This window comes from Xenorhabdus eapokensis, assembly GCF_001908105.1.
The window spans coordinates 130,068-156,627 of record NZ_MKGQ01000003.1 but is presented as its reverse complement, the minus strand read 5'-3'; the positions used below and the strand labels follow the sequence as shown (position 1 = coordinate 156,627).

Sequence of the window (26,560 nt, the reverse complement as noted above, 5' to 3'; positions counted from 1 at the left end):
TTGACAGGCGCATTGTTTGAATATATTGAGTTTGGGGGCGGGCTCATTTTTATTTACATCTCCTTGAGATTATTTTCAATTTTTGGTGGCTCTTCCAACGGCAGACGAAAATGAAAACTAGCACCGCCTTTTCTATTGTTCGCCGCCCATATTTTTCCACCGTGGATTTCAATAATGGAGCGGCAGATTGCCAAACCTAATCCGACACCAGGTATAGCCGATTCTTTGCTGGTGCGTGAAAACTGATCAAAGATAAGTTTTTCTTGTCCTTGTGGAATTTCTGTGACTGTATTCCAAACTTCAATATGCAACTGTTTTTTTTCATATTTTTTTTCTATTGTGGCTCGTATGCCTAAGGGTGTTTGTTCATTGGTGTATTTAATGGCATTTTCCAGCAGGTTGATAAAAACACGTTCCAACAAGGTGGCATCACAGTGCAATAATAAATTGTCAGGTAAAGAAAGTTCTACAATATAGTGATTGAGGGTATGTTCCAGAGAGCGCAAAGCATTGCCGACAATGTCTTCCAGTGGATGCCATGCAAGATTAAGCTGAATGCCTCCTGATTGTAGTCGTGCCATATCAAGCAGGTTATTAACTAGTCGAGAAAGGCTGAGAATTTGCTGGCGGATTTGATTAACTTGTTGGATACGGGGAGAGTTTTCGGTGGATAAATCCAACATCAGTATTTCAGCCTGCCCAAATAGTACGGTCAACGGGGTAAGTAAGTCGTGAGAGAGTGCTGCCAGTAATGAATTACGTAATTGCTCCCGCTCAGTTTCTAACTTGGCAGATTCTGCACTGCGGGTAAGGTGCAAGCGTTCCAGTGCATTGGCAATGAGTCCCGTGAAGATTTGTAATAACCTTTGCTGCTCCGGCACCAGTAGTTGACGTTGGTTAGGGGATTCAATAGCGAGAACGGCAAAGACCTGCGAGGGCGTAGCGATAGGCAGTAATTGATAAGGAACTGCCGGTAATGTATCAGTACCCGCGCCAGCAGGTTGTTTTTTCTCAAAACACCATTTGGCGATCGCTTCGTCGATCTGCATCTGACCACCATTATTGGCTTTCACTTGATATAAATGTTGGTTGCTATCGGGCAGCAGCAGCCCTGTTTTTGCCTGAAAGCTGTTGGATAGAAAGTGATAGCTGATACGGGCTACGTCTTCTTCGTTCAGAGCTTTGCTCAATGTACGAGTTATTTCGTATAGATGCCGTGTTCGTTGTTCGCGATAACGGGCGACTCTGGCTTGATAGCGTATACCAGAAGTGAGATTTCCAACAACTGCCCCGACAATCAGCATTACAGCCAGTGTGAGCAGATATTGTATGTTTTTGACTTCCAATGACCAACGTGGTTGGACAAAGAAAAGATCAAAACTGATGACATTGACAAAAGCAGCAAAGACAGATGGCCAGCGACCATAAAACAGAGCGATAATGACAACACCGAGCAGGTAGAGTGCCACCAGATTGGCTTTATCCAGGGTCAGCAAGAAGGTTCGGGAAAAGAGGGTAATCAGGGCACAAAGTACAATCGCCATCAAAAAACCCTGGATCGGGACTCGCCATTTATCATTGAATGTTCGGTTATCTTTTGGCTCTTTGTCTCCGTGTTTTTTGTCTTCCAACGCGACAATAATCAAATCCAAATCAGGGCCGAGTTTTCCCAGCCGCTCTGAAAAGTCACGATACCATTTAAAGTCGAAAAAATTTACCTGTGAATTGTAATAGCGACCAATCAGGATCTTACCCAGATTATGCTCTCTGGCGTAGCGCAGGATGGCTTTTTTTTCATCAGAATCGGAAAGTGTTGCGGTTTCAGCGCCCAGATCTTGTGCCAGCTTTAAGGCTTGCAAAATGGTACGTCGTTTGCCTTCTGGCAGTCGATGTAGTTTGGGCGTTTCAACGTAAACGGCATGCCAGGTACAGTTGAGCTTTGCTGCCAGGCGAGCGGCTTTCCGAATCAGTTTTTCATTGCCGGCGTTGTAGCCAATACACAACAGTAAATTCTCTTGCGTATGCCATACGGGCTCTTTTCCTCTCGTATCACGAAAAGCGCGCATTTGGTCATCTACGCGATCTGCCGTACGACGCAGAGCCAATTCACGCAGGGCAATCAGGTTCCCTTTGCGAAAAAAATGTTCAATAGCACGCTCTGCCTGACCTGAAATATAAACCTTACCATCGTTGAGCCGCTGACGCAGATCATCAGGCGGAAGATCGACCAGCACCACATCATCGGCCTGATCAAAGATATGGTCAGGAACGGTTTCCCGAACGCGAATACCGGTAATACCGCCGACAACATCATTCAAACTTTCCAAATGTTGCACATTGATGGTCGTCAGTACATCAATGCCAGCTTCCAGTAATTCTTCAACATCTTGCCAGCGCTTCGGGTGGCGACAACCTTTAGGGTTACTGAATGCCAGTTCATCCATCAGAATAATGGCCGGATGGCGGGCAAGGGCTGCATCAATATCAAATGCCGCTATCCTGCGTTCATTATGGCGGAAATATTTTGCTGGTAATTGGGGTAAACCTTTCAGTAGGGCTGCGGTTTCTTGTCGATCATGAGTTTCAACCACGCCGACAATGATATCTAACCCTTGTGCCAGCAGCCGTTGAGCTTCTTGCAACATGGCATAAGTTTTGCCAACACCCGCACAAGCACCAAAAAATATTTTGAGTTTGCCACGTGGTTTTTCGTTTGCCAGTGTCAGTAATTCATCAGGATCAGGGCGCTGTGGTTCATTTTGTTCCATGTCTTAATCTGCCTTTTGGTTCAGGTTATCCAACGCCAGATTCAGTTTCAGTACATTGACTATGGGCTGCCCCATATATTCCAGCAGGGGATATTGAATGTGTTGCTGAATGAGCTGATGGATGACTGCAAGTGGTATATGACGGGCTATCGCCACGCGTTGTGCCTGAAATTCAGCCGCTTCAGGAGATATATGGGGATCGAGTCCGCTACCTGATGCCATGATTAAATCAACAGGGATCGGATAATTTCCGGGATGATTAAATAAACGTTCTCGGATGATGTTTTGGTGTATTTTACTGTTCAGTATAGGGTTGGTCATAGCGAGATTACTGCCTCCAGATGACAGGGTGTTATACGGTTTTTCGGCCGTCATAGAAGGTCGCCCATGAAAATAGATAGCTTCGGTAAAATGTTGGCCAATTAATTCAGAGCCAACCCATTTGCCATTCTGCTCGATTAGCGATCCTTTGGCTTGATGGGGAAATAAAAATTCGGCTATTCCCGTCACCAGTAATGGATAGGCAATCCCCGTGATGAGGCTAAGAAATACCAGCAGAACAATGGAAGAACGTAACCAGATCATTTTTCATCACCTTATTTGAAGCCCGATTTTTAAATACGCGGTAGTTAAAAGATCGTTAGTTAAACATTAAGGCAGTGAGCAATAGGTCAATCAGCTTGATACCCACAAAAGGCACCAGCAGGCCACCAAGGCCATATACCCATAGATTCCGGCGCAAGAGTGACAATGCATTCATTGGGCGATAACTGACACCTTTTAGGGCTAATGGCAGTAAAAAGATGATAATTATCGCATTGAAGATAACCGCAGACAGTACCGCAGATTCTGGCGAATGCAGATGCATAATGTTCAACACATTAAGTTGTGGATATGTGACCGAAAAAGCAGCGGGAATGATGGCAAAATATTTAGCAATATCATTGGCAATACTGAATGTGGTCAAAGCCCCGCGCGTCATTAGCATCTGTTTGCCGATATGTACAACCTCGATTAGCTTGGTGGGATTGGAATCCAGGTCAACCATATTGCCGGCTTCTTTCGCTGCTTGTGTACCTGAATTCATGGCAACAGCAACATCTGCTTGTGCCAGCGCAGGTGCATCGTTTGTACCATCACCCGTCATGGCAACCAGACGCCCTTCGGATTGATATTGGCGGATAAGGGCGAGTTTCGCTTCGGGAGTGGCTTCTGCCAGAAAGTCATCAACACCAGCTTCGGCGGCAATTGCCGCGGCAGTGAGATGATTGTCACCCGTGATCATGACAGTCTTGATCCCCATTTTGCGCATTTCACTGAAGCGTTCTTTAATGCCACCTTTCACAATATCTTTTAAGGCAACCACACCTAAGACTTGCTGATTCTCAGCCACAACCAAGGGAGTTCCTCCCTTATGCGCAACTTGTTGTACCAATTTATCAATCACATCCGGGAAATGGCTATGATTAGCTTCAATATGGCGGCGAATAGCATCGACCGCCCCTTTGCGGATCATACGGTTACCAATATTGACGCCACTCATGCGCGTCATTGCAGAGAAGGGGACAAATGTCGCGTTTAATGCCCGAAGATCACGTTCACGCATATTGAAACGTTGTTTCGCTAAGATCACGATACTGCGGCCTTCCGGTGTTTCATCTGCAAGGGAAGAGAGTTGAGCGGCATCAGCCAACTGCTGTTCTGTTACACCCGATGCAGGTAAAAATTGGGATGCCTGACGATTGCCTAGCGTGATAGTGCCCGTTTTATCAAGTAGTAAAACATCTACATCCCCGGCGGCTTCAATGGCTCGTCCGCTGGTGGCAATGACATTGGCTTCCAGCATACGGCTCATACCTGCAACCCCAATGGCTGACAGTAATCCGCCAATCGTGGTGGGGATCAGGCAAACCAGTAAGGCAATTAATACGGTAAGTGTGATCGGCGCGCCAGATTGGTTGGCTTGGACGCTGAATAAGGAAAAAGGCAGCAGGCTTATACAGACCAGCAGGAAAATAATGGTCAGTGCAGTAAGTAAAATGGTGAGGGCTATTTCATTGGGTGTTTTACGTCGTTTAGCTCCTTCAACCATTGAGATCATTCTGTCTAAAAACGTTTCTCCCGGATTGACTGTACATTCGACGATTAACCAGTCTGATAAAACTCGCGTACCGCCAGTGACAGAAGAAAAATCACCGCCGGATTCACGGATAACGGGGGCAGATTCTCCTGTAATCGCGCTTTCATCAACGGAAGCCCCTCCTTCAAGGACTTCGCCATCACAAGGGATAATTTCTCCTGCTTCTACCAGTACAATATCGCCTTTGCGTAAAGTGTCAGAAGTGACTTTTTCTTTTGCAGCCTCACGGCTGGATGATGCCAGTTTGGTCGCCCAATTAGTTCTTTTGACCCCTTTCAGGCTGGATGCTTGAGCTTTGCTACGTCCTTCGGCCAGCGCTTCTGCAAAGTTGGCAAACAGTACGGTGAACCATAGCCAGAGAGCAATAGCACCGGTAAAGAGTGCACTGCCCGTTAATTGCCCCACTAATATGCCGATCCATAAGGCAGTGGTCAGGCAGCTTACTACATAAACAACGAACATGACCGGATTGCGCCATTGTTGAGCCGGATGGCATTTTTTTAACGCACCGATAAGTGCATGGCGGATTAGAGTCGGTTCAAATAATACGTGTTGTTTGTTCTTCATTCGTCACCTCACATTCTCACGGCCAAAGTTGTAGCTGTTCTGCGATGGGACCCAGCGCCAGCGAAGGAATAAACGTAAGGGCACCAATGAGTAAGATGACCAGAATTAATAACCCAATGAAGAGTGAGCCGTGAGTTGGTAAAGTGCCGTTGCTAATCGGCTGGCGTTTTTTGTTAACCATAGAACCTGCGATTGCCAAAACAGGCAGAATGAGACCAAAGCGTCCAAGAAACATGATGACGCCCAACAATAGGTTGTAAAAGACATTATTGGCATTGAGTCCGGCAAAGGCACTGCCGTTGTTGTTGGCAGCAGATGAGAAAGCATAAAGCACTTCGGTGAAGCCATGAGCGCCAGGATTTGCAATAGCGCTGCGGCCTACGTCGATTGAAATTGCCAGAGCAGTGCCTAATAAAACAAGCGAAGGCGTGATTAAAATCGCCAATGCGACCATTTTCATGTCATAAACATCGATTTTTTTGCCTAAGTATTCTGGTGCACGGCCAATCATCAAGCCGGCAATAAATACGGCAAGCAGAACGAACAGTAATATGCCATAAAAGCCGGAACCTGCCCCACCGAATATAATTTCACCAATCTGCATCAACCAGAGCGGTATCATGCCACCCAGTGCAGTAAAGGAGTCATGCATCGCATTTACGGCACCACAAGAAGCGGCTGTCGTCACAACGCTATAGAGAGAAGAAGCAAGGATACCAAAGCGGGCTTCCTTACCTTCCATATTAAAGTGGTTACCAATATTAGGATGGATGAGATGGGAATTACCTGCGGTTTCGGCATACATGACAACGCTGGCGGCAATAATGAAAATAATGCTGATTGCCCAGAGTAAGGCGTATCCCTGTCGATTGTCGCCAACAACCAGACCGAATGCGAAATATAATGCGCAAGGGATCAAGAAAATAGCCAGGATCTGGACAAAGTTACTCAGTGAAGTTGGGTTTTCAAATGGATGGGCTGAGTTTGCGCCAAAAAATCCTCCACCATTAGTGCCCAAAAGTTTTATCGCTTCTTGGGAAGCGACTGGCCCCATAGGCAACAATTGTTGTTGTCCCTCAAGCGAGTGAATGAGGACATAGGGAGAAAAGTTTTGGATAACGCCTTGACTGACAAAGAATAAGGCTACAATGATTGCAAGCGGCAACAAAAGATATACAGTAATACGTGTGATGTCGATCCACGCATTTCCCACTGTTTTAGTGCCTTGACGGGAAAACGCCCGCATTAAGGCAAAAGCCACAGCAATTCCCGTTGCCGCAGACAGAAAATTCTGAACAGTCAATCCGGCCATTTGGCTCAGGTAACTGAGGGTATTTTCCCCGCTATAAGCTTGCCAATTGGTATTAGTGATAAAGCTGATCGCGGTATTAAGAGCCAGATCCCATTTCATGCCAACAAGATGTTGTGGATTCAGGGGCAGATGGCCTTGGCTTATCAGCAGAATAAACAGTAGTAATAGTCCGGCTATGTTGAATATGATGATAGCGAGAGCATACTGCCACCAGTTCATTTCTTTGACATCACTGCCCGGTTTATTCAGGCCACAACAGCGCCATAAGATGGCTTCTGTTTTAGTCAGCCAGCGAGGTAGTTCGCCTTCGACGAGCCTGGCAATCAGGATACCAAGAGGTTTACCCAATAGAAACAGCATGAGCAGGAAACTGGCAATCAGGAAAAAAGCGGCTATTGCCATTTAAAAATCCTCCGCATTCAATAACGCATAAATGAGATAACCCAGTAATAGCGTCACCAGAAAAATGCCAAGGATCAGGAAGGTATTCATGGTGATGTATCTCCTTGCTTATTTCTTTAAGAAATAGTCAGTTACAGCATAGAAATACCAGACAAAGAAGTTATTAAAAGGATTTTCGAAAGCGTAAAAAAGTACCAATAATTTGCGGAATTCATCGACAAAGCATCATAAAGCAAGTGTAGCAAACTATGTCGAGTTAATTTTTTGTTTTCGATTTGTTTGTTTTGTTTCTGTTTAAGAATAATTTTGTAATTGAATTACGCAACCATGGAAAAAAAGCGATTTATTCCACTAAAAAGTGGTCGGATGAGTAGTAAGTTTTCATTTTATCGGATAAAATTTTGTGCATATTACAGGTTAAGCCCGTGGGGGGCATCAATGTCTATATATCGTGCATACTCTTGGCATCAGATTATTTTGCGGCGTATTGGCGCTATATCACTGGGTGTCATTGCGCTTCCTGTTATGCTATTTCGTCGTGATCGTGCCCGCTTTTATAGTTATCTGCATAAAGTATGGCTAAAAACCAGCGATAAGCCAGTATGGCTGGAACGTTCAGAAGTGACTTTAGAGACTCGGAATCACTAAAATAGCATCATGATTAAGCCTGACAGGGCATTTTGAATTAACATATTGAACGCTATATTTTGGCACCTTGCCGGTTTATGCTGGCAAGGTGTTTTTGTTTTATATTGGATTTAGTTAATTCATGGCAGGTATGTATTTTATGATGAAAAAAATGCTAAGTGACAAGGGGGATGTGATGAACAATGTTGAATTGGAGTATGTGCTTAATACGGAATTGAAGATCCGTGAATTCCAAGATTACGCTCCCAATGGATTACAGGTGGAAGGTCGCTCCCATGTCCAGAGAGTGATTACAGGTGTGACAGCTTGTCAGGCACTGTTGGATGAAGCTGTTCGCCTTGAGGCAGATGCTGTCATTGTTCATCATGGATATTTTTGGAAGAATGAATCTCCTGTTATTCGTGGCATGAAACGTCGCCGTTTGCAAACACTACTTTGCAATGATATCAACCTGTATGGTTATCATCTTCCATTAGATGCTCATCCTGCTTTGGGTAACAATACCCAATTGGCACGCCAGATGGGGGTGAAGGTTATCGGCGAAATTGATACTCTTCTTCCTCATGGTGCTTTTGATCAGCCTATTACACCAGCAGAATTGACTGAACGTCTTGAAAAAAGCCTGGAAAGAAAGATACTGCATTGCGGTGATAATGCACCAGAAGAGATACGCACACTGGCATGGTGTACAGGCGGCGGCCAAAGTTTTATTGAACAGGCGGCTGAGTTTGGTGTTGATGCCTTTGTGACGGGAGAAGTATCGGAAAAAACTATCCATGTTGCCCGCGAAATGGGACTCCATTTTTTTGCAGCAGGACACCATGCGACAGAGCGCTATGGTATCAAAGCGCTCGGTGAATGGCTGGCAAATAATTATAGATTGGATGTGACTTTTATCGATATTCCCAATCCGGCTTGATTTTTAATTAATTTACATAGCCCCTGGATTTTATTTCCATTTTGGGATTTGGGGCTTTTTAGCTTGCAAGAGAGATAAAACAGTGATTGCGATCCCACAACATATTAATACGCTGCCTAATGCCTGACTCCAGCCCGCCAGTGCCAAACCAACTCCCAGCAGCAAATAGTAAAATAACCCAAGTAAAGCACCGGCTGTGCCTAGCCTATCTGAATAGTGGGTTAATGCAGAAGCTAAAATATTCGGTATCGCCAGTCCATAAGCGATGACTATTCCTGACATGGGAAAAATAAAGAGCCAGCTATTTTCGAGCAAGTATACGCCGATCCCACTGAATAAACTCATTAATGAAGTAAGGACAACTAATTGGGTTGATATCCATTGTTGTTTTAATAGATATTTGTTTAATAGTGAGCCTAATACAACGCCAAAAGTTAATAACAGGCCAGTATAACCAAATACTGTCTGGGATAATCCAAATTGTTGGAAACGAAATGGCGCTAATTGGTAATAGCTGAACAAACAAATATTGAAAAATGCGATCAAAAACGCATTTCGCCAAATTGAAATATCTTTAAGCATCATAATTCCTGTGCTTAATAAAGCCACTTTTGTTACGTTGGTTGGGCGAGTTTCTGGTAATCGGGCAATAGACCAACAGGTCAGGATAACCGCCAAAATAATTAACCCGGTAAAGACTGCCTTATAGCCAGCAAAATAGTTCAATGTTGAACCACTGAGCATACCAATGGCAGGGCTGCTTGCTAAGGCAATTCCCATGATAGAGAAGACATGTGCTAACTCTTCCCCACGATAAGCATCACGCATCATGGTTTGTGTGCCGATAGAGCCAACTGCGGCTCCGAAAGCAGATAGCATTCTGGCAACGAGTAATAACCAAAATTGTTGTGTCAATAATGCCAGCAGAGAAGCGAGGCCATAGAGTGATAGGCCAGCAATAATCGTTGGGCGCCTGCCAATGACATCACACATACGCCCCCATACGACAACTCCAAAGGAAAAAGCAAAAAAGTAGAGTGATAATGTTTGGGCTGCTCGCTCTGGGGTGACGGAAAACCCAACGGCGATATTGATTAATGCAGGGCTATAGATAGTTTCTACGATCTGCGGGAACATCATCAAGGCGATAGCAAGCCAAAGTGATGGTTTAGTTTGCATGATTTTTTTCTTTTGCTGATAAGTAGGTAATGGCTTGAAAGGTTAGCATTATGGCTATTGTCTTTTTATGAAAATAAAGACTATTTATTTACCTTATCGGACATTAAATCAGTAGGAATGAATATGACATGGTTGCAACAAAGTGATTATTTTGATCCTGATAGCTTGAATATACCTGTGATAGGGATTGCAGCAGAAATGGGGCAACACGATTCTGGCTTTCATCAACATGATATGGGGCAATTGCTGTTTACCCAGCGGGGCTGTATCAAGATCACATTGGCAAACCAGATCTCCGTTTTGCCCCCAACCAGAGTGGCATGGATCCCTCCTAAGACACGGCATCGGGCAGAAATGCGTGGCTCTGTAGGCTACCGTTCTATTTATTTAAATTCTAACTATTTAAATTCTAATTACCTGAAATCACCTGAAATGGCATTATTTTCGATGCAAAGTGAAGTATTGGCAGCCACACCATTATTACAGGCTCTTTTGGAGCGTATCGCGATATCTTCTTTTGACTCTGATTGGCATCAGGGAAAAGGAGCAAATTTGTTAGCACTATTTTTTGATGAAATTCGCGAGGCGCGTAGGGAACCAACCTTATTGTCGTTGCCGTCTGATCGACGATTAACTCATTTGTCATTTGATCATCTGCCGTCACCATTGCACATACTGGCTACTGATATTGGTGCCAGTGAGAAAACCATTACCCGAATATTTCAGCGTGAAACAGGAATGAATTATCAACAGTGGCGGCAGCAATGGCGATTGGTAAAGGCAATAGAATTGTTGGCGCAGAATAAAACGTTATCCTACGTTGCACAGGAACTTGGTTTTGTCAACGATAGTGCATTTGTGACCTTTTTTCGCAAAATCATGGGGAGACCGCCAAGGGAATATATGGCGGGATCAGAGAGATAAAATAAAACTGCACCTCTAATATCAGAATAAAAACGGGTATGAGAGGTGCAGAAATACACTATTCAAAATGTGCCAGAATATGATCAAGATATAACCAAAATATGAATAGTATTATTGATCAAATTACTTTTTCAACGGGCTCTTGAAATCGCGTTTCGTGTGACCAGTATAAAGCTGGCGTGGACGTGCGATCTTCAAACCTTCATCGTGCATTTCATTCCAATGTGCAATCCAGCCAATAGTACGGGCAATGGCGAAAATCACGGTGAACATGGTTGACGGAATACCCATGGCTTTCAGGATAATGCCTGAATAGAAGTCGACGTTTGGATACAGTTTTTTCTCAATGAAGTATGGGTCATGCAAGGCAATGCGTTCTAATTCCATTGCTACTTCCAGCAGACTGTCATTCAAACCGAGCTCATTTAGCACTTCATGGCAGGTTTCACGCATCACTGTCGCGCGAGGGTCATAGTTTTTGTAAACACGGTGACCAAAGCCCATCAGGCGGAAAGAGTCATTTTTGTCTTTGGCGCGCGCGATGAATTCAGGGATGTGTTCGACAGTTTGGATCTCCTCCAGCATCCGCAAGCAGGCTTCATTTGCTCCACCATGTGCTGGTCCCCAGAGAGATGCAATACCCGCAGCAATACAAGCAAATGGGTTGGCACCAGAAGAGCCCGCAGTGCGCACCGTTGAAGTTGACGCATTTTGCTCATGATCTGCATGCAGAATGAAAATACGATCCATAGCGCGTTCTAATACTGGATTAACCTTATATTCCTCACACGGTGTTGAGAACATCATGTGCAGGAAGTTAGCCGCATAAGACAGATCGTTGCGTGGATAAACGAAAGGTTGACCAATGGAATATTTGTAACACATTGCCGCAACTGTTGGCATTTTGGACAGCAGGCGGTAAGCAGTGATTTCACGGTGACGAGGATTATGGACATCCAGGGCGTCATGATAGAAGGCAGCCAGTGCGCCTGTAACACCACAAAGTACAGCCATTGGATGGGAATCACGGCGGAAGCCGTGGAACAGACGGGTGATCTGTTCGTGGATCATAGTATGGCGAGTCACCGTAGTTTTAAATTTTTTATATTCTTCGGGAGTGGGGGGCTCGCCATATAGCAGAATGTAACAGACTTCCAGATAGGTCGATTCCGTTGCAAGCTGATCGATGGGAAAACCACGGTGTAGCAAAATGCCTTCATTGCCATCAATATAGGTGATTTTCGACTCACAGGAGGCAGTGGAAGTAAAACCTGGATCATAAGTATAGAAGCCTTTTGAGCCGAGGGTACGAACGTCAATCACTTCAGGACCTAGGGTCGGCGTTAGTACGTCTAGTTCGATAGCAGCTGAACCATTTATGTTCAACGTAGCCTTTTTATCAGCCATTTATATCTCCTTAGCGCTTATTTTTATAACCCCTAACAACCAGATAGGCGCAATTTATACTGTGCCAAAGGCATTGTGCTACCGGAGAGAATTTAAAATCAGGCTGGTATCACATTTAACGCTGAAATCTCATTACGGATGACAATGGTTTTCAGGTTGTTAAAAAGTTTCTGGAAGTTATGTTTAAAGTATTATTGACATAAAATGTTACCATTTTGTGCTTATGTAATACTTTTGCATAACTTTTATCTTTCGTTAAGATTAATTTTTCATCATAAAATGATGGAAAATAATATATAGCGATATATATGTAAGATAAATGTTTAATCTTTGTCAAACAAGATTGTGGGTTTCATGAATAATGTTTGAAGCGTGATCTTTCTCACTGTTCAAGCTAAATGTTAATAATCATATTGTGTGGGAATTGTAATAACAATGTGAAGTACTTATACTTCTGTGAGGTCTCCGGATTATCCTGATGTAGGAGCACCCAGCGTAACCAAATCACAACTTTTGATGAACAGTAAGGATTGTTTAAGTTATATGTTGTGTCTTTGTATCCTCTTTAGCGCTGTCTGATTCCCGCCCAGGACCGGAGGATGGAAAATAAAAAAAGCTTTGTGGGCAAAATTGTGAAAAAACAAAGACCTGTCAACCTTGATCTGCGGACGATTAACCAACCCGTCTCCGCGATAGCTTCGATCTTGCACCGTATCTCAGGCGTCATCACCTTTATCGCAGTTGGAATTCTACTGTGGTTATTGGGGATGTCATTGTCTTCGCAAGAGGGCTTCCTGCAAGCATCTGAAATCATGACTGGCTTCTTCGCCAAATTTATCCTGTGGGGGATATTGACGGCGTTGGCTTACCACATCTGTGGAGGTATTCGCCATGTATTGATGGATTTTGGTTTTCTGGAAGAAAATCTCGCTACCGGTAGTGCATCTGCCAAAGTAGCAATAGCAATCGCGGTTATTCTGTCCATTCTGGCTGGGGTATTATTATGGTAAGCAACGCATCCGCTTTGGGTCGTACGGGTATTCAGGATTGGCTGCTACTGCGCGCATCCGCAATTATTATTGTTTTGTACGTTCTTTATCTCGTTGGTTTTGTCGCAACAACGTCGGACATTACCTATGAAGTTTGGCGTGGTTTCTTTTCTTCATCCCTCACTAAAGTATTCACCGTGTTGACACTGTTTTCCATTCTAATCCATGCATGGATTGGCATGTGGCAGGTACTGACAGATTATGTCAAGCCGCTCGCACTGCGTCTGGTTTTGCAACTGGTGATTATTGTAGCGCTGTTAACTTATTTGATTTACGGAACAATGGTTGTGTGGGGTGCATAAATGAAACTACCAGTAAGAGAGTTTGACGCTGTTGTTATTGGTGCTGGTGGCGCAGGTATGCGTGCAGCACTGCAAATTTCACAAATGGGTTTATCCTGTGCTTTGATTTCCAAGGTGTTTCCAACTCGTTCCCACACTGTATCAGCACAGGGCGGGATCACTGTCGCTTTGGGCAATTCCCATGAAGATAATTGGGAATGGCACATGTATGATACGGTGAAAGGCTCCGATTATATTGGTGATCAGGATGCTATCGAATATATGTGTAAAACTGGCCCAGAAGCAATTTTAGAACTGGAGCACATGGGATTGCCATTCTCTCGTCTGGATAATGGCCGTATTTACCAACGGCCATTTGGTGGGCAATCCAGGAATTTTGGTGGTGAACAGGCTGCTCGTACTGCTGCCGCTGCTGACCGAACTGGTCACGCTTTATTGCATACTCTGTATCAGCAGAATTTAAAAAACCACACGACTATTTTCTCCGAATGGTATTCGTTGGATCTGGTTAAGAATCAAGATGGTGCCATTGTCGGTTGTACCGCGATTTGTATTGAAACCGGTGAAGTGGTCTATTTCAAAGCCAAAGCGACTATTCTGGCAACGGGTGGTGCTGGCCGTATTTTCCAATCCACAACCAATGCACATATTAATACCGGTGATGGCGTGGGAATGGCATTGCGTGCAGGAGTTCCTGTTCAGGATATGGAAATGTGGCAATTCCACCCAACTGGCATTGCTGGCGCAGGGGTTCTGGTTACAGAAGGTTGCCGTGGTGAAGGGGGTTACCTGCTGAATAAAGACGGTGAACGCTTTATGGAGCGCTATGCACCAAATGCTAAAGACCTTGCTGGCCGTGATGTGGTCGCCCGTTCTATGATGATCGAAATCCGTGAAGGCCGTGGTTGTGAAGGTCCATGGGGTCCGCACGTGAAACTGAAACTGGATCATCTGGGTAAAGAAGTCTTGGAATCTCGCCTGCCAGGTATCCTTGAATTATCCCGTACTTTCGCTCACGTCGATCCGGTAAAAGAGCCGATCCCTGTTATTCCAACTTGTCACTATATGATGGGCGGTATCCCAACTAAAATCACGGGTCAGGCGTTGACAGTAAATGAAAAAGGCGAAGATGTGGTGATCCCTGGTTTGTTTGCTGTCGGTGAGATCGCTTGCGTATCTGTTCACGGCGCAAACCGTTTGGGTGGTAACTCACTGCTTGACCTGGTGGTATTTGGTCGTTCCGCGGGCTTGCATTTGAAAGAGTGTCTGATGGAACAAGGCACTAGTCGTGATGCCAGCGAATCTGATGTCGATGCGGCACTGCAACGTCTTAACCGCTGGAATGATACCCGCTCAGGTGAAGATCCAGTGGAAATCCGCAAAGCATTGCAAGCTTGCATGCAGCATAATTTTTCGGTATTCCGTGAAGGTGATGCGATGGCAAGAGGGCTGGAAGAACTGAAAGTGATCCGTGAACGCCTGAAAAATGCTCGTCTGGATGACACTTCATCAGAATTCAATACCCAACGCATTGAATGTTTGGAATTGGATAACCTGATGGAAACCGCTTATTCCACTGCGGTTGCTGCGAACTTCCGTACAGAAAGCCGTGGTGCCCATAGCCGCTTTGATTATCCAGAGCGTGATGATGCTAACTGGCTGTGCCATAGCCTGTATTTACCGCAAACTGAGAGCATGGCTCGTCGTGAAGTGAATATGCAGCCAACGCTGCGTGAAGCTTTCCCGCCAAAAGTGCGTTCTTACTAATTGCGTTGCTGATGTTCCAGTTGCGGAGAAATAGATTATGAAACTTGAATTTTCAATTTATCGTTATAATCCAGATGTCGATGATGTTCCTCGTATGCAGGACTACATACTGGAAGCACAGGAAGGGCGCGACATGATGTTGCTGGATGCGCTCATCCAGCTAAAAGAGCAAGATCCAACCTTATCATTCCGCCGCTCTTGCCGTGAGGGTGTTTGTGGTTCTGATGGCGTGAATATGAACGGTAAAAACGGGTTGGCATGTATTACACCCATTTCAGCGTTGCGTCGTGGCAATAAGAAAATTGTTATTCGCCCATTGCCTGGTCTGCCTGTGGTTCGTGATTTGGTTGTTGATATGGGGCAGTTCTACACGCAATATGAAAAAATCCGCCCTTATCTGATTAATGATGGTAAAAATCCACCTGCACGTGAGCACCTGCAATCACCAGTACAGCGTGAAAAGCTGGATGGTTTGTATGAGTGTATCTTATGTGCTTGTTGTTCAACATCTTGCCCATCATTCTGGTGGAATCCAGATAAATTTATCGGTCCAGCCGGTCTTTTAGCGGCATATCGTTTTCTGATTGACAGCCGTGACACTGAGACAAGTTCACGATTGGATAATCTCAATGATGCATTCAGTGTTTTCCGTTGCCACGGAATTATGAATTGCGTCAATGTATGTCCTAAAGGATTAAATCCGACAAAAGCGATTGGTCATATTAAATCTATGTTGCTGAAACACAGTGCATAGCGAAATAAAAAGTTGTGTATAAATAACACATAAATAGTGTGTAAATAGTGCATATAATGTTGCCCTCCACAATTTTGAAATAAATATCAAATCAGTGGAGGGCATAAAGAATGGAAAATGATAAATTGCCTGCTGCTAAAGACGAAGTATGTTGCTAAATAAAGGAACCTTTAAAAATTGATATTCAATTTTTAAAGGTTCCTTGAAGGGTAGGAAAACCCATAGAAGAACATGCATTAAGCACGTCCAAATGAACCTTTTATCAACACCGCTAATTAAGCGGTATTTGTTAACCACGGCGAAAACTAAAGCTTTTAAAGCTTAAGGGATCACAATGCAGAACGGCGCAATGAAGGACTGGCTGGACTCAAGCTTTCTGGCTGGTGCAAACCAGTCTTACATAGAGCAAATCTATGAAGACTATATAACCGATCCTAATTCTGTTGATGCAAGTTGGAGAGAAATTTTCCAACAATTACCAGATGCAGGACTTAGCGGCGAACAACTTCACTCACAGACACGCGATTATTTCCGTCGTCTGGCAAAGGATGCCACGCGTTACCACACTTCAGTCAGCGATCCAGCAATGGATGCAAAACAAGTCAAAGTTTTGCAGCTCATCAATGCATTCCGCTTCCGCGGACACCAACATGCAAACCTTGATCCATTGGGATTATGGAAACAGGAACCTGTATCTGATCTTGATCCTGCTTTCCATAATTTAACAAAAGCGGATTTTGAAGAAACGTTTAATGTAGGCTCTTTTGCCATTGGTAAAGAGACAATGAAATTGGCTGATCTGTATGACGCGCTGAAACGCATTTATTGTGGTTCAATTGGCGCGGAATATATGCACATCACCAACACGGAAGAAAAACGTTGGCTCCAGCAACGTTTAGAGTCAGTGGCAGTAAGTTCACAGTTTAGTGCAGAAGAAAAGCGTCGTTTCCTGAAAGAATTAACATCAGCGGAAGGTCTGGAACGTTATTTAGGTGCCAAGTTCCCAGGGGCGAAACGTTTTTCCCTGGAAGGTGGCGACGCACTTATCCCTATGTTAAAAGAGTTGATCCGTCACGCAGGTAAACAAAGTACCCGCGAAGTGGTATTGGGAATGGCTCATCGTGGTCGTCTCAACGTTCTGGTCAATCTTTTGGGTAAAAAACCGATTGATCTGTTTGACGAATTTGCGGGTAAACATAAAGAGCATCTGGGCACAGGTGACGTAAAATATCATCAAGGTTTTTCTTCTGATTTTGCAACCGAAGGTGGTTTGGTGCATTTGGCTCTGGCCTTTAACCCCTCTCACCTTGAGATTGTCAGCCCTGTTGTTATCGGCTCTGTACGTGCCCGCCGTGATCGTCTTGATGAAGGTCGCAGTAACATGGTTCTGCCGGTCACCATCCACGGCGATGCCGCAGTTACAGGACAGGGGATTGTTCAGGAAACACTGAATATGTCTCAGGCTCGCGGGTATGAAGTGGGTGGTACTGTTCGTATCGTCGTAAATAACCAGATTGGTTTCACCACTTCTAACCCGAAAGATGCGCGTTCAACACAATACTGTACTGATATTGTGAAAATGGTTCAGGCGCCGATTTTCCACGTTAATGCAGATGATCCGGAAGCTGTTGCATTCGTCACACGTCTGGCGCTTGACTTCCGTAACACCTTCAAACGTGACGTGATGATCGATCTGGTTTGTTACCGTCGCCACGGTCATAACGAAGCTGATGAGCCGAGTGCAACTCAGCCATTGATGTACCAGCAAATCAAAAAACAGCCAACTGCCCGTAAAATCTATGCAGATAAGCTGGTAGCAGAAGGCTTGCTGGAAGCCAACGACGTTACTGAGATGGTGAATCTGTACCGTGATGCACTGGATCATGGTGAGTGTGTAGTCGATGAATGGCGTCCAATGGGGCTGCATTCATTCACATGGGAACCCTATCTGAACCACGAATGGGATGAAGAGTATCCACATAAGATGGATATGAAACGTCTGCAAGATCTTGGCAAAAGCATCAGCACCGTTCCTGCCGAAGTAGTCATGCACTCACGTGTTGCGAAAATCTATGGCGACCGTGCAGAAATGGCTAATGGCAATAAATTGTTTGACTGGGGTGCTGCGGAAACACTGGCTTACGCGACCTTGGTTGATGAAGGTATTCCTGTCCGTATCTCTGGTGAAGATGCAGGACGTGGTACTTTCTTCCACCGTCATGCTGTTGTCCATAACCAAAACAATGCTTCTGTTTATGTGCCCTTGGCAAATATCCACAATGGACAGGGTGTATTTAACGTATGGGATTCTGTCCTTTCAGAAGAAGCTGTACTGGCATTTGAGTACGGTTATGCAACAACTGAACCTCGTACCCTGACAATTTGGGAAGCTCAATTTGGTGACTTTGCCAACGTAGCTCAGGTGGTGATTGACCAATTTATCAGTTCTGGTGAACAGAAATGGGGTCGTATGTGTGGCTTGGTTATGCTGCTGCCACATGGCTATGAAGGGCAGGGACCAGAGCACTCGTCGGCACGTCTGGAGCGTTATCTGCAACTGTGTGCTGAACAAAACATGCAGGTTTGCGTACCATCGTCACCAGCCCAGGTTTATCACATGCTGCGTCGTCAGGCTCTGCGTGGTATGCGTCGTCCGCTCATCGTTATGTCACCTAAATCGCTACTGCGTCATCCACTGGCGGTGTCTACTCTGGATGAATTGGCGAATGGCAAATTTGAGCCAGTGATTGGTGAAATTGACACCTTGGATCCAAAAGGTGTTAAGCGCGTAGTGCTTTGTTCCGGTAAAGTTTATTACGATCTGCTGGAGCAGCGTCGTAAGAATGAACAGACCGATGTTGCTATTGTGCGTATTGAACAGTTGTATCCATTCCCACGTCAGCACCTGCAAGCTCAGTTTGAGCAGTATGCTCATGTCCATGACTTTGTCTGGTGCCAGGAAGAGCCACTGAACCAAGGGGCTTGGTATTGCAGTCAACATAATTTCCGTGAAGCAATCCCATTTGGGGCTTCTTTACGTTATGCAGGTCGTCCGGCATCTGCTTCCCCAGCGGTGGGATATACGTCTGTTCACCAGCAGCAACAGCAAGCACTGGTTAATGACGCACTGAACGTTGAATAAATTAAGGATAGAAAATGAGTAGCGTAGAAATTCTGGTTCCAGACCTTCCTGAATCTGTTGCAGATGCCACTGTGGCAACATGGCATAAAAAACCAGGTGACACCATAGAGCGTGATGAAGTACTGGTTGAAATTGAAACGGATAAAGTTGTTTTGGAAGTACCAGCAAGTGAAGCCGGTGTGTTGGAATCTATTTTGGAAGAAGAGGGTGCCACCGTACTGTCCAAACAACTGTTAGGTCGTATCCGTTTGGGTGACAGCACGGGTATACCTGCCGAAGTAAAAGCAAAAACAGAGGCCACACCAGCACAGCGTCAGACCGCGTCTTTGGAAGAAGAAAACAACGATGCACTAAGCCCTGCTGTTCGTCGTCTGATTGCAGAGCATGATTTAGATCCTGCTGCAATTAAAGGCAGTGGTGTTGGTGGCCGTATTATCCGTGAAGACATCGAAAAATATATCGCTGCAAATAAAAAAGAGAATAATAAGCCTGCTGCCTCTGCTGAACAGCCATCCTTATTACCACATCGCAGTGAAAAACGTGTCCCAATGACGCGTCTGCGCAAGCGTGTTGCAGAACGTTTGCTTGAAGCGAAGAACAATACGGCAATGCTGACAACTTTCAATGAAGTCAACATGAAGCCAATTCAGGAATTGCGCAAGCAGTATGGCGATGCGTTTGAGAAACGTCATGGTGTGCGTCTGGGCTTCATGTCTTTCTATGTGAAAGCGGTTGTTGAAGCGTTAAAACGCTATCCAGAAGTGAACGCTTCCATTGATGGTACAGATGTGGTTTACCACAACTATTTTGATATCAGTATTGCTGTATCTACACCACGTGGTCTGGTTACACCGGTATTGCGTGATGCTGATGCATTGAGTATGGCTGATATTGAGAAAAGCATCAAAGAGCTGGCTATCAAAGGCCGCGACGGTAAATTGACTGTTGAAGAACTCACCGGTGGTAACTTCACCATTACTAACGGCGGTGTTTTCGGTTCCCTGATGTCCACCCCGATCATTAACCCACCACAAAGCGCGATCCTTGGTATGCATGCCATTAAAGATCGCCCAATGGCGGTAAATGGTCAGGTTGAGATCCTCCCGATGATGTACCTGGCACTGTCCTATGACCACCGTCTGATTGACGGTCGTGAGTCAGTCGGCTTCCTGGTGACCATCAAAGAAATGCTGGAAGATCCAACACGTTTGTTGCTGGATGTATAGCATCACTATCGGCGGAGGGTGTTAACTCCGTCAGTCTGAAGTAGTACGACGTTGATGTAAAAATATATGCAGGCCAGCCTCTTGGGGCTGGCCATATCCAGAGCAACAAAATAGAAGGTAATTTACCTTTCTTAAATTAAATTATGGATAGAACATCATGAATTTACACGAGTATCAGGCAAAACAACTTTTTGCACGGTATGGTTTACCAGCACCTGCTGGCTATGCTTGTACCACACCGCGCGAAGCAGAAGAAGCAGCATCCAAGATTGGTTCAGGCCCTTGGGTCGTTAAATGTCAGGTTCATGCAGGTGGCCGCGGTAAGGCTGGTGGTGTGAAAGTCGTCAACAGTAAGGAAGATATCCGCACTTTTGCTGAACAATGGCTGGGTAAACGACTGGTAACTTACCAGACAGATGCGCAGGGGCAACCTGTCCATCAGATCCTGGTGGAAGGGGCAACTGATATTGCCAAGGAGCTGTATCTTGGTGCTGTTGTTGACCGCGGTACACGTCGTGTAGTGTTCATGGCCTCTACTGAAGGTGGTGTCGAAATAGAAAAAGTGGCGGAAGAGACGCCTGAACTCATTCATAAAGCCATTATCGACCCACTGTCTGGCCCTATGCCGTATCAAGGCCGTGAATTGGCGTTCAAACTTGGCTTGACTGGTAAACAAGTTGGTCAATTCACCAAGATTTTCTTGGGGTTGGCGAACCTGTTCTTAGAGCGTGATTTGGCATTAGTCGAAATCAACCCTTTAGTGATCACAACGCAGGGTGATCTGGTTTGCTTGGATGGAAAATTGAGCGCTGATGGTAATGCGATGTTCCGTCAGGCTGAACTGCGTGAAATGCACGACCCTTCACAGGAAGATCCGCGTGAAGCTCAGGCTGCACAATGGGAACTGAACTATGTTGCGCTGGATGGCAACATTGGTTGTATGGTGAATGGCGCAGGTCTGGCAATGGGAACGATGGACATTGTCAAACTGCATGGTGGCGCGCCGGCAAACTTCCTTGATGTAGGTGGTGGTGCAACAAAAGAACGTGTTACTGAAGCATTTAAGATCATCTTATCAGATGAAAATGTTAAAGCTGTTTTGGTTAATATCTTTGGTGGTATCGTCCGCTGTGACTTGATTGCTGACGGCATTATTGGTGCGGTGGAAGAAGTGGGTGTGAACGTACCGGTAGTCGTTCGTCTGGAAGGAAACAATGCTGAACTGGGCGCTAAAAAACTGGCGGATAGTGGTTTGAACATCATTGCAGCTACCAGTTTGACAGACGCAGCTAAACAGGCAGTAGCAGCAGCGGGGAATAAATAATGTCTATTTTAATCGATAAAAACACCAAAGTGATTTGTCAGGGTTTTACTGGCAGCCAGGGTACTTTTCACTCTGAACAAGCGATAGCTTACGGTACTCAAATGGTGGGTGGCGTAACACCGGGTAAAGGTGGCACTGAGCATTTAGGATTACCGGTGTTCAACACCGTACGTGAAGCCGTTGAAGCAACGGGGGCAACCGCTTCTGTCATCTACGTTCCGGCGCCATTCTGTAAAGATTCCATTCTGGAAGCGATTGATGCAGGCATTAAACTGATCATTACGATTACAGAAGGTATTCCAACACTCGATATGTTGACAGTTAAGAAAAAACTGGATCAAGCCGGTGTTCGTATGATTGGCCCTAACTGTCCGGGAGTAATTACACCGGCTGAATGTAAGATCGGTATTATGCCTGGCCATATTCACAAGTCAGGTAAAGTGGGCATTGTTTCCCGTTCAGGCACGTTGACTTATGAAGCAGTTAAACAGACCACAGATGCTGGATTAGGGCAATCTACCTGTGTTGGTATTGGTGGTGACCCGATCCCAGGCTCAAACTTCATTGATATTCTGCAACTGTTCCAGGAAGATCCGCAGACAGAAGCGATTGTCATGATTGGTGAAATTGGTGGTACAGCCGAAGAAGAAGCTGCGGCCTATATCAAAGAACATGTCACTAAACCAGTTGTTGCTTATATTGCTGGTGTGACTGCACCTAAAGGTAAGCGCATGGGTCATGCCGGAGCGATTATCGCAGGTGGTAAAGGGACAGCAGATGAGAAATTTGCTGCACTGGAAGCTGCGGGTGTGAAGACTGTCCGTAGCCTTGCAGACATTGGCGATGCTGTAAAAGCGTTATTGGTATAAGAGTCACAAAATAAACTATTTTTATAGAAAAAGGCTGCCTCAGGGTGGCCTTTTGTTTTTATTTATAATATTAACAGTAAGTTAGTTCATTTATAAGATAAGTTATTTCTCAATTTAATTGAGCTGGATTTTAGGAAAACCTATTTATTTGATTAATTAAATTGGAAATATCGGAAAAATATATTTTTTAAAGAATGAAAACGAAAAGTTAATTTTCTAACGAATTTTACAGCAAAAAATAAATTACAAATCATCGCAAATAACAACTTATTAACATGAAGTAAACTATAATGAAATAATAACTGTAAAGATTAACAAAAAAAGGAAAAAATTGACTAAAATCAATTTATTACTCTGGATTGTATTCGCTAAACTTGATTAAATTGATCTAGTATATATAGATATTAGACTGAGAATGTATGGTGTTGTTGACCTATATTCAGAATTCTAAGCTGAGTCACGTAAAAGCTATTTATTGTATGTGAATATAAGCGTAATATTATTGTGGTATCTATTGAATTTTTGATTTTGTAATTCATTGTTGTGTTTGAGGCATTTATTGCTGGTAGTTACGAGACTTTCGTTTTACGAAGTCGGGTTGCCGCAAGTCGGTGTCTTCCTGCTAGGAGCAAGGAGTCAAGATGTTTGATATTGTCGAACTGTCACGATTACAGTTTGCTTTAACTGCCATGTACCATTTTCTGTTCGTACCATTGACGCTCGGTATGGCATTTTTGCTTGCGATCATGGAAACGGTATATGTCCTTTCTGGCAAACAAATCTATAAAGATATGACAAAATTCTGGGGTAAGTTATTTGGTATCAACTTTGCTCTGGGTGTCGCAACGGGCTTGACCATGGAATTCCAGTTCGGAACCAACTGGTCATATTTCTCACATTATGTTGGTGATATTTTTGGTGCGCCTCTGGCCATCGAAGGTTTGATGGCATTTTTCCTCGAATCCACATTCGTTGGCCTGTTTTTCTTCGGATGGGATCGACTGAGCAAAAAACAACACCTGGCGGTTACCTGGCTGGTTGCATTAGGCTCTAACTTCTCTGCATTGTGGATCCTGATTGCGAATGGTTGGATGCAAAACCCGATTGCGTCTGACTTTAACTTCGAAACCATGCGAATGGAAATGGTGAGTTTCAGCGAACTGGTACTTAACCCCGTTGCACAGGTGAAATTTGTCCACACTGTTGCAGCCGGTTATGTTACTGGTGCCATTTTTGTATTGGGTATCAGCTCTTACTATCTGCTGAAAGGGCGTGATTTGGCGTTTGCCAAACGTTCTTTTGCGATTGCAGCAAGTTTTGGTATGGCTGCGGTACTGTCTGTCATCGTTCTGGGTGATGAATCCGGATATGAAATGGGGGACGTGCAGAAAACCAAATTGGCAGCAATCGAAGCAGAATGGGAAACTCAGCCGCCTCCAGCTTCATTCACGCTGATTGGTCTTCCTGATCAGGACAAAATGGAAAATAAATATTCCATCCAAATTCCTTACGTTTTAGGTTTGATTGCTACCCGCTCCACAGATACACCGGTTGTTGGTTTGCGTGATTTGATGAGCCAGCATGAGCAGCGTATTCGTAACGGTATTAAAGCCTATGAATTACTAGAAGAACTGCGTGCCGGTAATGTTGATCCAAGTGTCCGCAGTGCATTCAATGAAAGTAAGAAAGATCTTGGCTATGGCATGCTCGTGAAGCGTTATACCCAAAACGTAACTGATGCGACAGAAGAGCAAATTAAAGCCGCCGCGAAAGATTCTATTCCACGCGTAGCACCACTCTACTTTGCCTTCCGCATCATGGTTGCTGCTGGCTTTATTATGCTGTTGGTTATCGGTCTGTCGTTCCTGAGTGTTTTGCGTAACCGTATCGGTCAACATAAATGGTTGCTGCGTGCTGCATTGTTCAGCATTCCATTGCCATGGATTGCCGTTGAAGCAGGTTGGTTTGTCGCAGAATATGGCCGTCAGCCATGGGCGATTGGTGAAGTATTGCCAACTGCTGTCGCGTCTTCAACCCGCAGTGTAGGCGATCTGATTTTCTCAATGGGGCTGATTTGTGGTCTGTACACTTTGTTCTTGATCGCAGAGATGTTCTTGATGTTCAAATTTGCCCGTCTTGGCCCAAGCAGCCTCAAAACTGGACGTTACCATTTTGAACAAAAAACCGCTTCTTCAGCGAATAATATTGAGTAAGCAGGAGTCCACTTATGCTTGATTATGATGTATTACGATTTATATGGTGGCTGCTGATTGGTGTGTTACTGATCGGTTTCACGGTGACTGATGGTTTCGACATGGGAGTTGGTATCCTGCTGCGGATCATTGGTAAAAATGATACCGAACGCCGCATCATGATTAACTCAGTTGCCCCGCATTGGGATGGTAACCAAGTTTGGTTAATTACCGCGGGTGGAGCTCTGTTTGCCGCATGGCCGATGGTATATGCAGCCGCTTTCTCTGGTTTCTATGTGGCAATGATTTTGGTCTTGGCTGCACTGTTTTTCCGTCCGGTTGGCTTCGATTACCGCTCAAAACTGGAAAACAGAAAATGGCGCAATATGTGGGACTGGGGGCTGGTTATCGGTAGCTTCGTACCTGCATTGGTTATCGGGGTGGCATTTGGTAACTTGCTGCAAGGTGTACCGTTAGCGGTAGATTCTTACCTGCGTGTCTCCTATGAGGGTTCATTCTTTGGCTTGCTGAACCCTTATGGGTTGCTGGCAGGGGTGATTAGCCTGATGATGATTGTGACGCAAGGTGCAACTTATCTGCAAATGCGTACAACTGGCGAACTGCATCTGCGTTCCCGTACCGCAACTCATGTTTGTGCAGCGATAACGGCAATTGCATTCTTGTTGGCAGGGATATGGCTGATTTATGGCATTGATGGCTATGTTGTAACGGGAGGATTGGATGTCAATGCAGCATCTAATCCGTTACATAAAGAAGTAGTTCAGCAGGCAGGTGCATGGCTGACTAACTTCAATAACTATCCGGCGCTGTGGGCGATACCTGTATTGGGCGTATTGCTTCCTCTGCTGACTATGCTGACCACTTGGATGGATAAGGGGGCTTGGGCATTTTTGTTCTCATCACTGACAGTAACTTGCATTATCCTGACTTCAGGGATTGCTATGTTCCCGTTTGTGATGCCATCAAGCATTGACCCGAATGTCAGTCTGACTATGTGGGATGCGACATCCAGTCAGTGGACGTTGCAAATTATGTTTGTTGTTGCACTTATCTTCGTTCCTATTGTGCTGTCTTACACCATTTGGTGTTATTACAAGACATTCGGGCGTTTGGATAAGAACTATATTGATAACAACAAACACTCACTGTACTAAGGAGCATAGGCATGTGGTATTTTGCTTGGATTCTCGGAACGCTTTTGGCCTGTAGTTTCGCTGTCATTGCTGCCTTGGCACTTGAGCATAGCGAATCACCAAAAACCCCAGAGAGTGACAAAAAATAATGTTGGTTGATAAATGTTACCAACTTATGGATAAGCGCCCATTGAGGGCGCTTATCCTCATCATCGCTTTAGCACTTGCTATATGTGTGTTTTGGGAGCCTGCGCGTTTTGCTGCCAACACCAGTTCACTACAAATATGGCAAGGTATTTTATTGATCTGGGCAGTTTGTTCTGGCGTTACTTTTGGTGTCGGTTTTCACCCTAACCGTATTATCTGGCGATTGTTTTTTCATCCGTTACCCGCATTTTTCATTCTTCTTTTTGGCTTATATCATTTCTTTAAGTAAACTAATTGTAATTTTATAGGCTGACGGCCTATAAATTTTTTTTACTGACAAGTCATTCCAAAGCGCTATTGTCTTAAGT

Annotated in this window: 22 protein-coding genes; 15 read left to right on the top strand and 7 right to left on the bottom strand. The window is 44.7% G+C overall.

Translation table 11 applies throughout. The features are described from left to right. Positions 1-53: 53 nt before the first annotated feature. Genes kdpD through kdpF form a run of 5 tightly spaced genes read right to left on the bottom strand, consistent with a single transcriptional unit; the run spans position 54 to position 7,279 of the window. The gene (gene kdpD, locus Xedl_RS37965; RefSeq protein ID WP_074022374.1) at positions 54-2,768 is read right to left on the bottom strand and encodes a two-component system sensor histidine kinase KdpD; all 2,715 of its coding nucleotides are present in this window, start codon (positions 2,766-2,768) and stop codon (positions 54-56) included. A gap of 3 nt (positions 2,769-2,771) precedes the next feature. Next, entirely contained in the window at positions 2,772-3,353 is a 582-nt protein-coding gene (gene kdpC, locus Xedl_RS37970; protein ID WP_074022375.1) for a potassium-transporting ATPase subunit KdpC, read from the bottom strand. Positions 3,354-3,408: 55 nt separating this feature from the next. Then, a complete protein-coding gene (gene kdpB / locus Xedl_RS37975; RefSeq protein WP_074022376.1) occupies positions 3,409-5,475 on the bottom strand; it encodes a potassium-transporting ATPase subunit KdpB in 2,067 nt (688 codons plus the stop codon). 16 nt (positions 5,476-5,491) lie between these two features. Beyond that, the gene (gene kdpA, locus Xedl_RS37980; RefSeq protein ID WP_074022377.1) at positions 5,492-7,189 is read right to left on the bottom strand and encodes a potassium-transporting ATPase subunit KdpA; all 1,698 of its coding nucleotides are present in this window, start codon (positions 7,187-7,189) and stop codon (positions 5,492-5,494) included. Continuing rightward, on the bottom strand, positions 7,190-7,279 hold the full coding sequence (gene kdpF / locus Xedl_RS37985; RefSeq protein ID WP_074022378.1) for a K(+)-transporting ATPase subunit F: 90 nt from the start codon (positions 7,277-7,279) through the stop codon (positions 7,190-7,192). A gap of 348 nt (positions 7,280-7,627) precedes the next feature. On the opposite strand from kdpF, the gene Xedl_RS37990 reads away from it, so the two are divergent. Together Xedl_RS37990 and Xedl_RS37995 are read left to right on the top strand one after the other, a co-directional pair. Continuing rightward, a complete protein-coding gene (locus tag Xedl_RS37990; RefSeq protein ID WP_074022379.1) occupies positions 7,628-7,837 on the top strand; it encodes a YbfA family protein in 210 nt (69 codons plus the stop codon). Between the two features lie 175 nt (positions 7,838-8,012). Beyond that, positions 8,013-8,756 carry a type 2 GTP cyclohydrolase I gene (locus tag Xedl_RS37995; RefSeq protein WP_074022380.1) on the top strand — a complete coding sequence of 248 codons (744 nt, stop codon included), beginning with the start codon at positions 8,013-8,015 and terminating at the stop codon, positions 8,754-8,756. 30 nt (positions 8,757-8,786) lie between these two features. Here the strand turns inward: Xedl_RS37995 and Xedl_RS38000 are convergent, their stop codons facing one another. Continuing rightward, positions 8,787-9,935, bottom strand: a complete 1,149-nt coding sequence (locus Xedl_RS38000; protein WP_074022381.1) for an MFS transporter — start codon at positions 9,933-9,935, stop codon at positions 8,787-8,789. A 123-nt stretch (positions 9,936-10,058) separates the two neighbouring features. Between Xedl_RS38000 and Xedl_RS38005 the strand changes: the two genes are divergently transcribed. After that, the gene (locus tag Xedl_RS38005; protein WP_074022382.1) at positions 10,059-10,859 is read left to right on the top strand and encodes an AraC family transcriptional regulator; all 801 of its coding nucleotides are present in this window, start codon (positions 10,059-10,061) and stop codon (positions 10,857-10,859) included. Positions 10,860-10,982: 123 nt separating this feature from the next. Here Xedl_RS38005 and Xedl_RS38010 read toward each other — a convergent pair whose 3' ends face one another. Next, entirely contained in the window at positions 10,983-12,266 is a 1,284-nt protein-coding gene (locus Xedl_RS38010; RefSeq protein ID WP_074022383.1) for a citrate synthase, read from the bottom strand. A gap of 620 nt (positions 12,267-12,886) precedes the next feature. Between Xedl_RS38010 and sdhC the strand changes: the two genes are divergently transcribed. The 12 genes from sdhC to ybgE all read left to right on the top strand — a co-directional run bounded on the left by sdhC (position 12,887) and on the right by ybgE (position 26,481). Then, complete coding sequence (gene sdhC / locus Xedl_RS38015; protein WP_074022583.1) at positions 12,887-13,276, top strand: succinate dehydrogenase cytochrome b556 subunit; 390 nt, start codon at positions 12,887-12,889, stop codon at positions 13,274-13,276. Continuing rightward, the gene (gene sdhD, locus Xedl_RS38020; RefSeq protein ID WP_074022384.1) at positions 13,270-13,617 is read left to right on the top strand and encodes a succinate dehydrogenase membrane anchor subunit; all 348 of its coding nucleotides are present in this window, start codon (positions 13,270-13,272) and stop codon (positions 13,615-13,617) included. Before sdhC ends, sdhD begins: the two co-directional genes overlap by 7 nt. Next, the gene (gene sdhA / locus Xedl_RS38025) at positions 13,618-15,384 is read left to right on the top strand and encodes a succinate dehydrogenase flavoprotein subunit (RefSeq protein ID WP_074022385.1); all 1,767 of its coding nucleotides are present in this window, start codon (positions 13,618-13,620) and stop codon (positions 15,382-15,384) included. 37 nt (positions 15,385-15,421) lie between these two features. Beyond that, positions 15,422-16,138: a succinate dehydrogenase iron-sulfur subunit gene (locus Xedl_RS38030; protein WP_074022386.1), complete on the top strand. Its 717-nt coding sequence runs from the start codon at positions 15,422-15,424 to the stop codon at positions 16,136-16,138. A gap of 334 nt (positions 16,139-16,472) precedes the next feature. Continuing rightward, a complete protein-coding gene (gene sucA / locus Xedl_RS38035) occupies positions 16,473-19,280 on the top strand; it encodes a 2-oxoglutarate dehydrogenase E1 component (RefSeq protein ID WP_074022387.1) in 2,808 nt (935 codons plus the stop codon). Between the two features lie 14 nt (positions 19,281-19,294). Further along, on the top strand, positions 19,295-20,506 hold the full coding sequence (gene odhB, locus Xedl_RS38040; RefSeq protein ID WP_074022388.1) for a 2-oxoglutarate dehydrogenase complex dihydrolipoyllysine-residue succinyltransferase: 1,212 nt from the start codon (positions 19,295-19,297) through the stop codon (positions 20,504-20,506). A 157-nt stretch (positions 20,507-20,663) separates the two neighbouring features. Then, complete coding sequence (sucC, locus tag Xedl_RS38045) at positions 20,664-21,830, top strand: ADP-forming succinate--CoA ligase subunit beta (protein ID WP_074022389.1); 1,167 nt, start codon at positions 20,664-20,666, stop codon at positions 21,828-21,830. Further along, a complete protein-coding gene (sucD, locus tag Xedl_RS38050) occupies positions 21,830-22,699 on the top strand; it encodes a succinate--CoA ligase subunit alpha (RefSeq protein ID WP_074022390.1) in 870 nt (289 codons plus the stop codon). Before sucC ends, sucD begins: the two co-directional genes overlap by 1 nt. 641 nt (positions 22,700-23,340) lie before the next feature. Beyond that, positions 23,341-24,912, top strand: a complete 1,572-nt coding sequence (gene cydA / locus Xedl_RS38055; RefSeq protein ID WP_074022391.1) for a cytochrome ubiquinol oxidase subunit I — start codon at positions 23,341-23,343, stop codon at positions 24,910-24,912. A gap of 14 nt (positions 24,913-24,926) precedes the next feature. Next, complete coding sequence (gene cydB, locus Xedl_RS38060; protein ID WP_074022392.1) at positions 24,927-26,066, top strand: cytochrome d ubiquinol oxidase subunit II; 1,140 nt, start codon at positions 24,927-24,929, stop codon at positions 26,064-26,066. An 11-nt stretch (positions 26,067-26,077) separates the two neighbouring features. Next, positions 26,078-26,194 (top strand): cytochrome bd-I oxidase subunit CydX, encoded by a 117-nt coding sequence (gene cydX / locus Xedl_RS38065; protein ID WP_074022393.1) that lies wholly within the window; start codon positions 26,078-26,080, stop codon positions 26,192-26,194. Beyond that, positions 26,194-26,481 carry a cyd operon protein YbgE gene (gene ybgE / locus Xedl_RS38070; protein WP_074022394.1) on the top strand — a complete coding sequence of 96 codons (288 nt, stop codon included), beginning with the start codon at positions 26,194-26,196 and terminating at the stop codon, positions 26,479-26,481. Before cydX ends, ybgE begins: the two co-directional genes overlap by 1 nt. Positions 26,482-26,560: the final 79 nt, after the last annotated feature.

Excerpts from the sequence above, each read along its gene's own strand:
- kdpD (WP_074022374.1), bottom strand. The coding sequence starts at position 2,768 with ATGGAACAAAATGAACCACAGCGCCCTGATCCTGATGAATTACTGACA.
- kdpC (WP_074022375.1), bottom strand. The coding sequence starts at position 3,353 with ATGATCTGGTTACGTTCTTCCATTGTTCTGCTGGTATTTCTTAGCCTC.
- kdpB (WP_074022376.1), bottom strand. The coding sequence starts at position 5,475 with ATGAAGAACAAACAACACGTATTATTTGAACCGACTCTAATCCGCCAT.
- kdpA (WP_074022377.1), bottom strand. The coding sequence starts at position 7,189 with ATGGCAATAGCCGCTTTTTTCCTGATTGCCAGTTTCCTGCTCATGCTG.
- kdpF (WP_074022378.1), bottom strand. The coding sequence starts at position 7,279 with ATGAATACCTTCCTGATCCTTGGCATTTTTCTGGTGACGCTATTACTG.
- Xedl_RS37990 (WP_074022379.1), top strand. The coding sequence starts at position 7,628 with ATGTCTATATATCGTGCATACTCTTGGCATCAGATTATTTTGCGGCGT.
- Xedl_RS37995 (WP_074022380.1), top strand. The coding sequence starts at position 8,013 with ATGAACAATGTTGAATTGGAGTATGTGCTTAATACGGAATTGAAGATC.
- Xedl_RS38000 (WP_074022381.1), bottom strand. The coding sequence starts at position 9,935 with ATGCAAACTAAACCATCACTTTGGCTTGCTATCGCCTTGATGATGTTC.
- Xedl_RS38005 (WP_074022382.1), top strand. The coding sequence starts at position 10,059 with ATGACATGGTTGCAACAAAGTGATTATTTTGATCCTGATAGCTTGAAT.
- Xedl_RS38010 (WP_074022383.1), bottom strand. The coding sequence starts at position 12,266 with ATGGCTGATAAAAAGGCTACGTTGAACATAAATGGTTCAGCTGCTATC.
- sdhD (WP_074022384.1), top strand. The coding sequence starts at position 13,270 with ATGGTAAGCAACGCATCCGCTTTGGGTCGTACGGGTATTCAGGATTGG.
- sdhA (WP_074022385.1), top strand. The coding sequence starts at position 13,618 with ATGAAACTACCAGTAAGAGAGTTTGACGCTGTTGTTATTGGTGCTGGT.
- Xedl_RS38030 (WP_074022386.1), top strand. The coding sequence starts at position 15,422 with ATGAAACTTGAATTTTCAATTTATCGTTATAATCCAGATGTCGATGAT.
- sucA (WP_074022387.1), top strand. The coding sequence starts at position 16,473 with ATGCAGAACGGCGCAATGAAGGACTGGCTGGACTCAAGCTTTCTGGCT.
- odhB (WP_074022388.1), top strand. The coding sequence starts at position 19,295 with ATGAGTAGCGTAGAAATTCTGGTTCCAGACCTTCCTGAATCTGTTGCA.
- sucC (WP_074022389.1), top strand. The coding sequence starts at position 20,664 with ATGAATTTACACGAGTATCAGGCAAAACAACTTTTTGCACGGTATGGT.
- sucD (WP_074022390.1), top strand. The coding sequence starts at position 21,830 with ATGTCTATTTTAATCGATAAAAACACCAAAGTGATTTGTCAGGGTTTT.
- cydA (WP_074022391.1), top strand. The coding sequence starts at position 23,341 with ATGTTTGATATTGTCGAACTGTCACGATTACAGTTTGCTTTAACTGCC.
- cydB (WP_074022392.1), top strand. The coding sequence starts at position 24,927 with ATGCTTGATTATGATGTATTACGATTTATATGGTGGCTGCTGATTGGT.
- cydX (WP_074022393.1), top strand. The coding sequence starts at position 26,078 with ATGTGGTATTTTGCTTGGATTCTCGGAACGCTTTTGGCCTGTAGTTTC.
- ybgE (WP_074022394.1), top strand. The coding sequence starts at position 26,194 with ATGTTGGTTGATAAATGTTACCAACTTATGGATAAGCGCCCATTGAGG.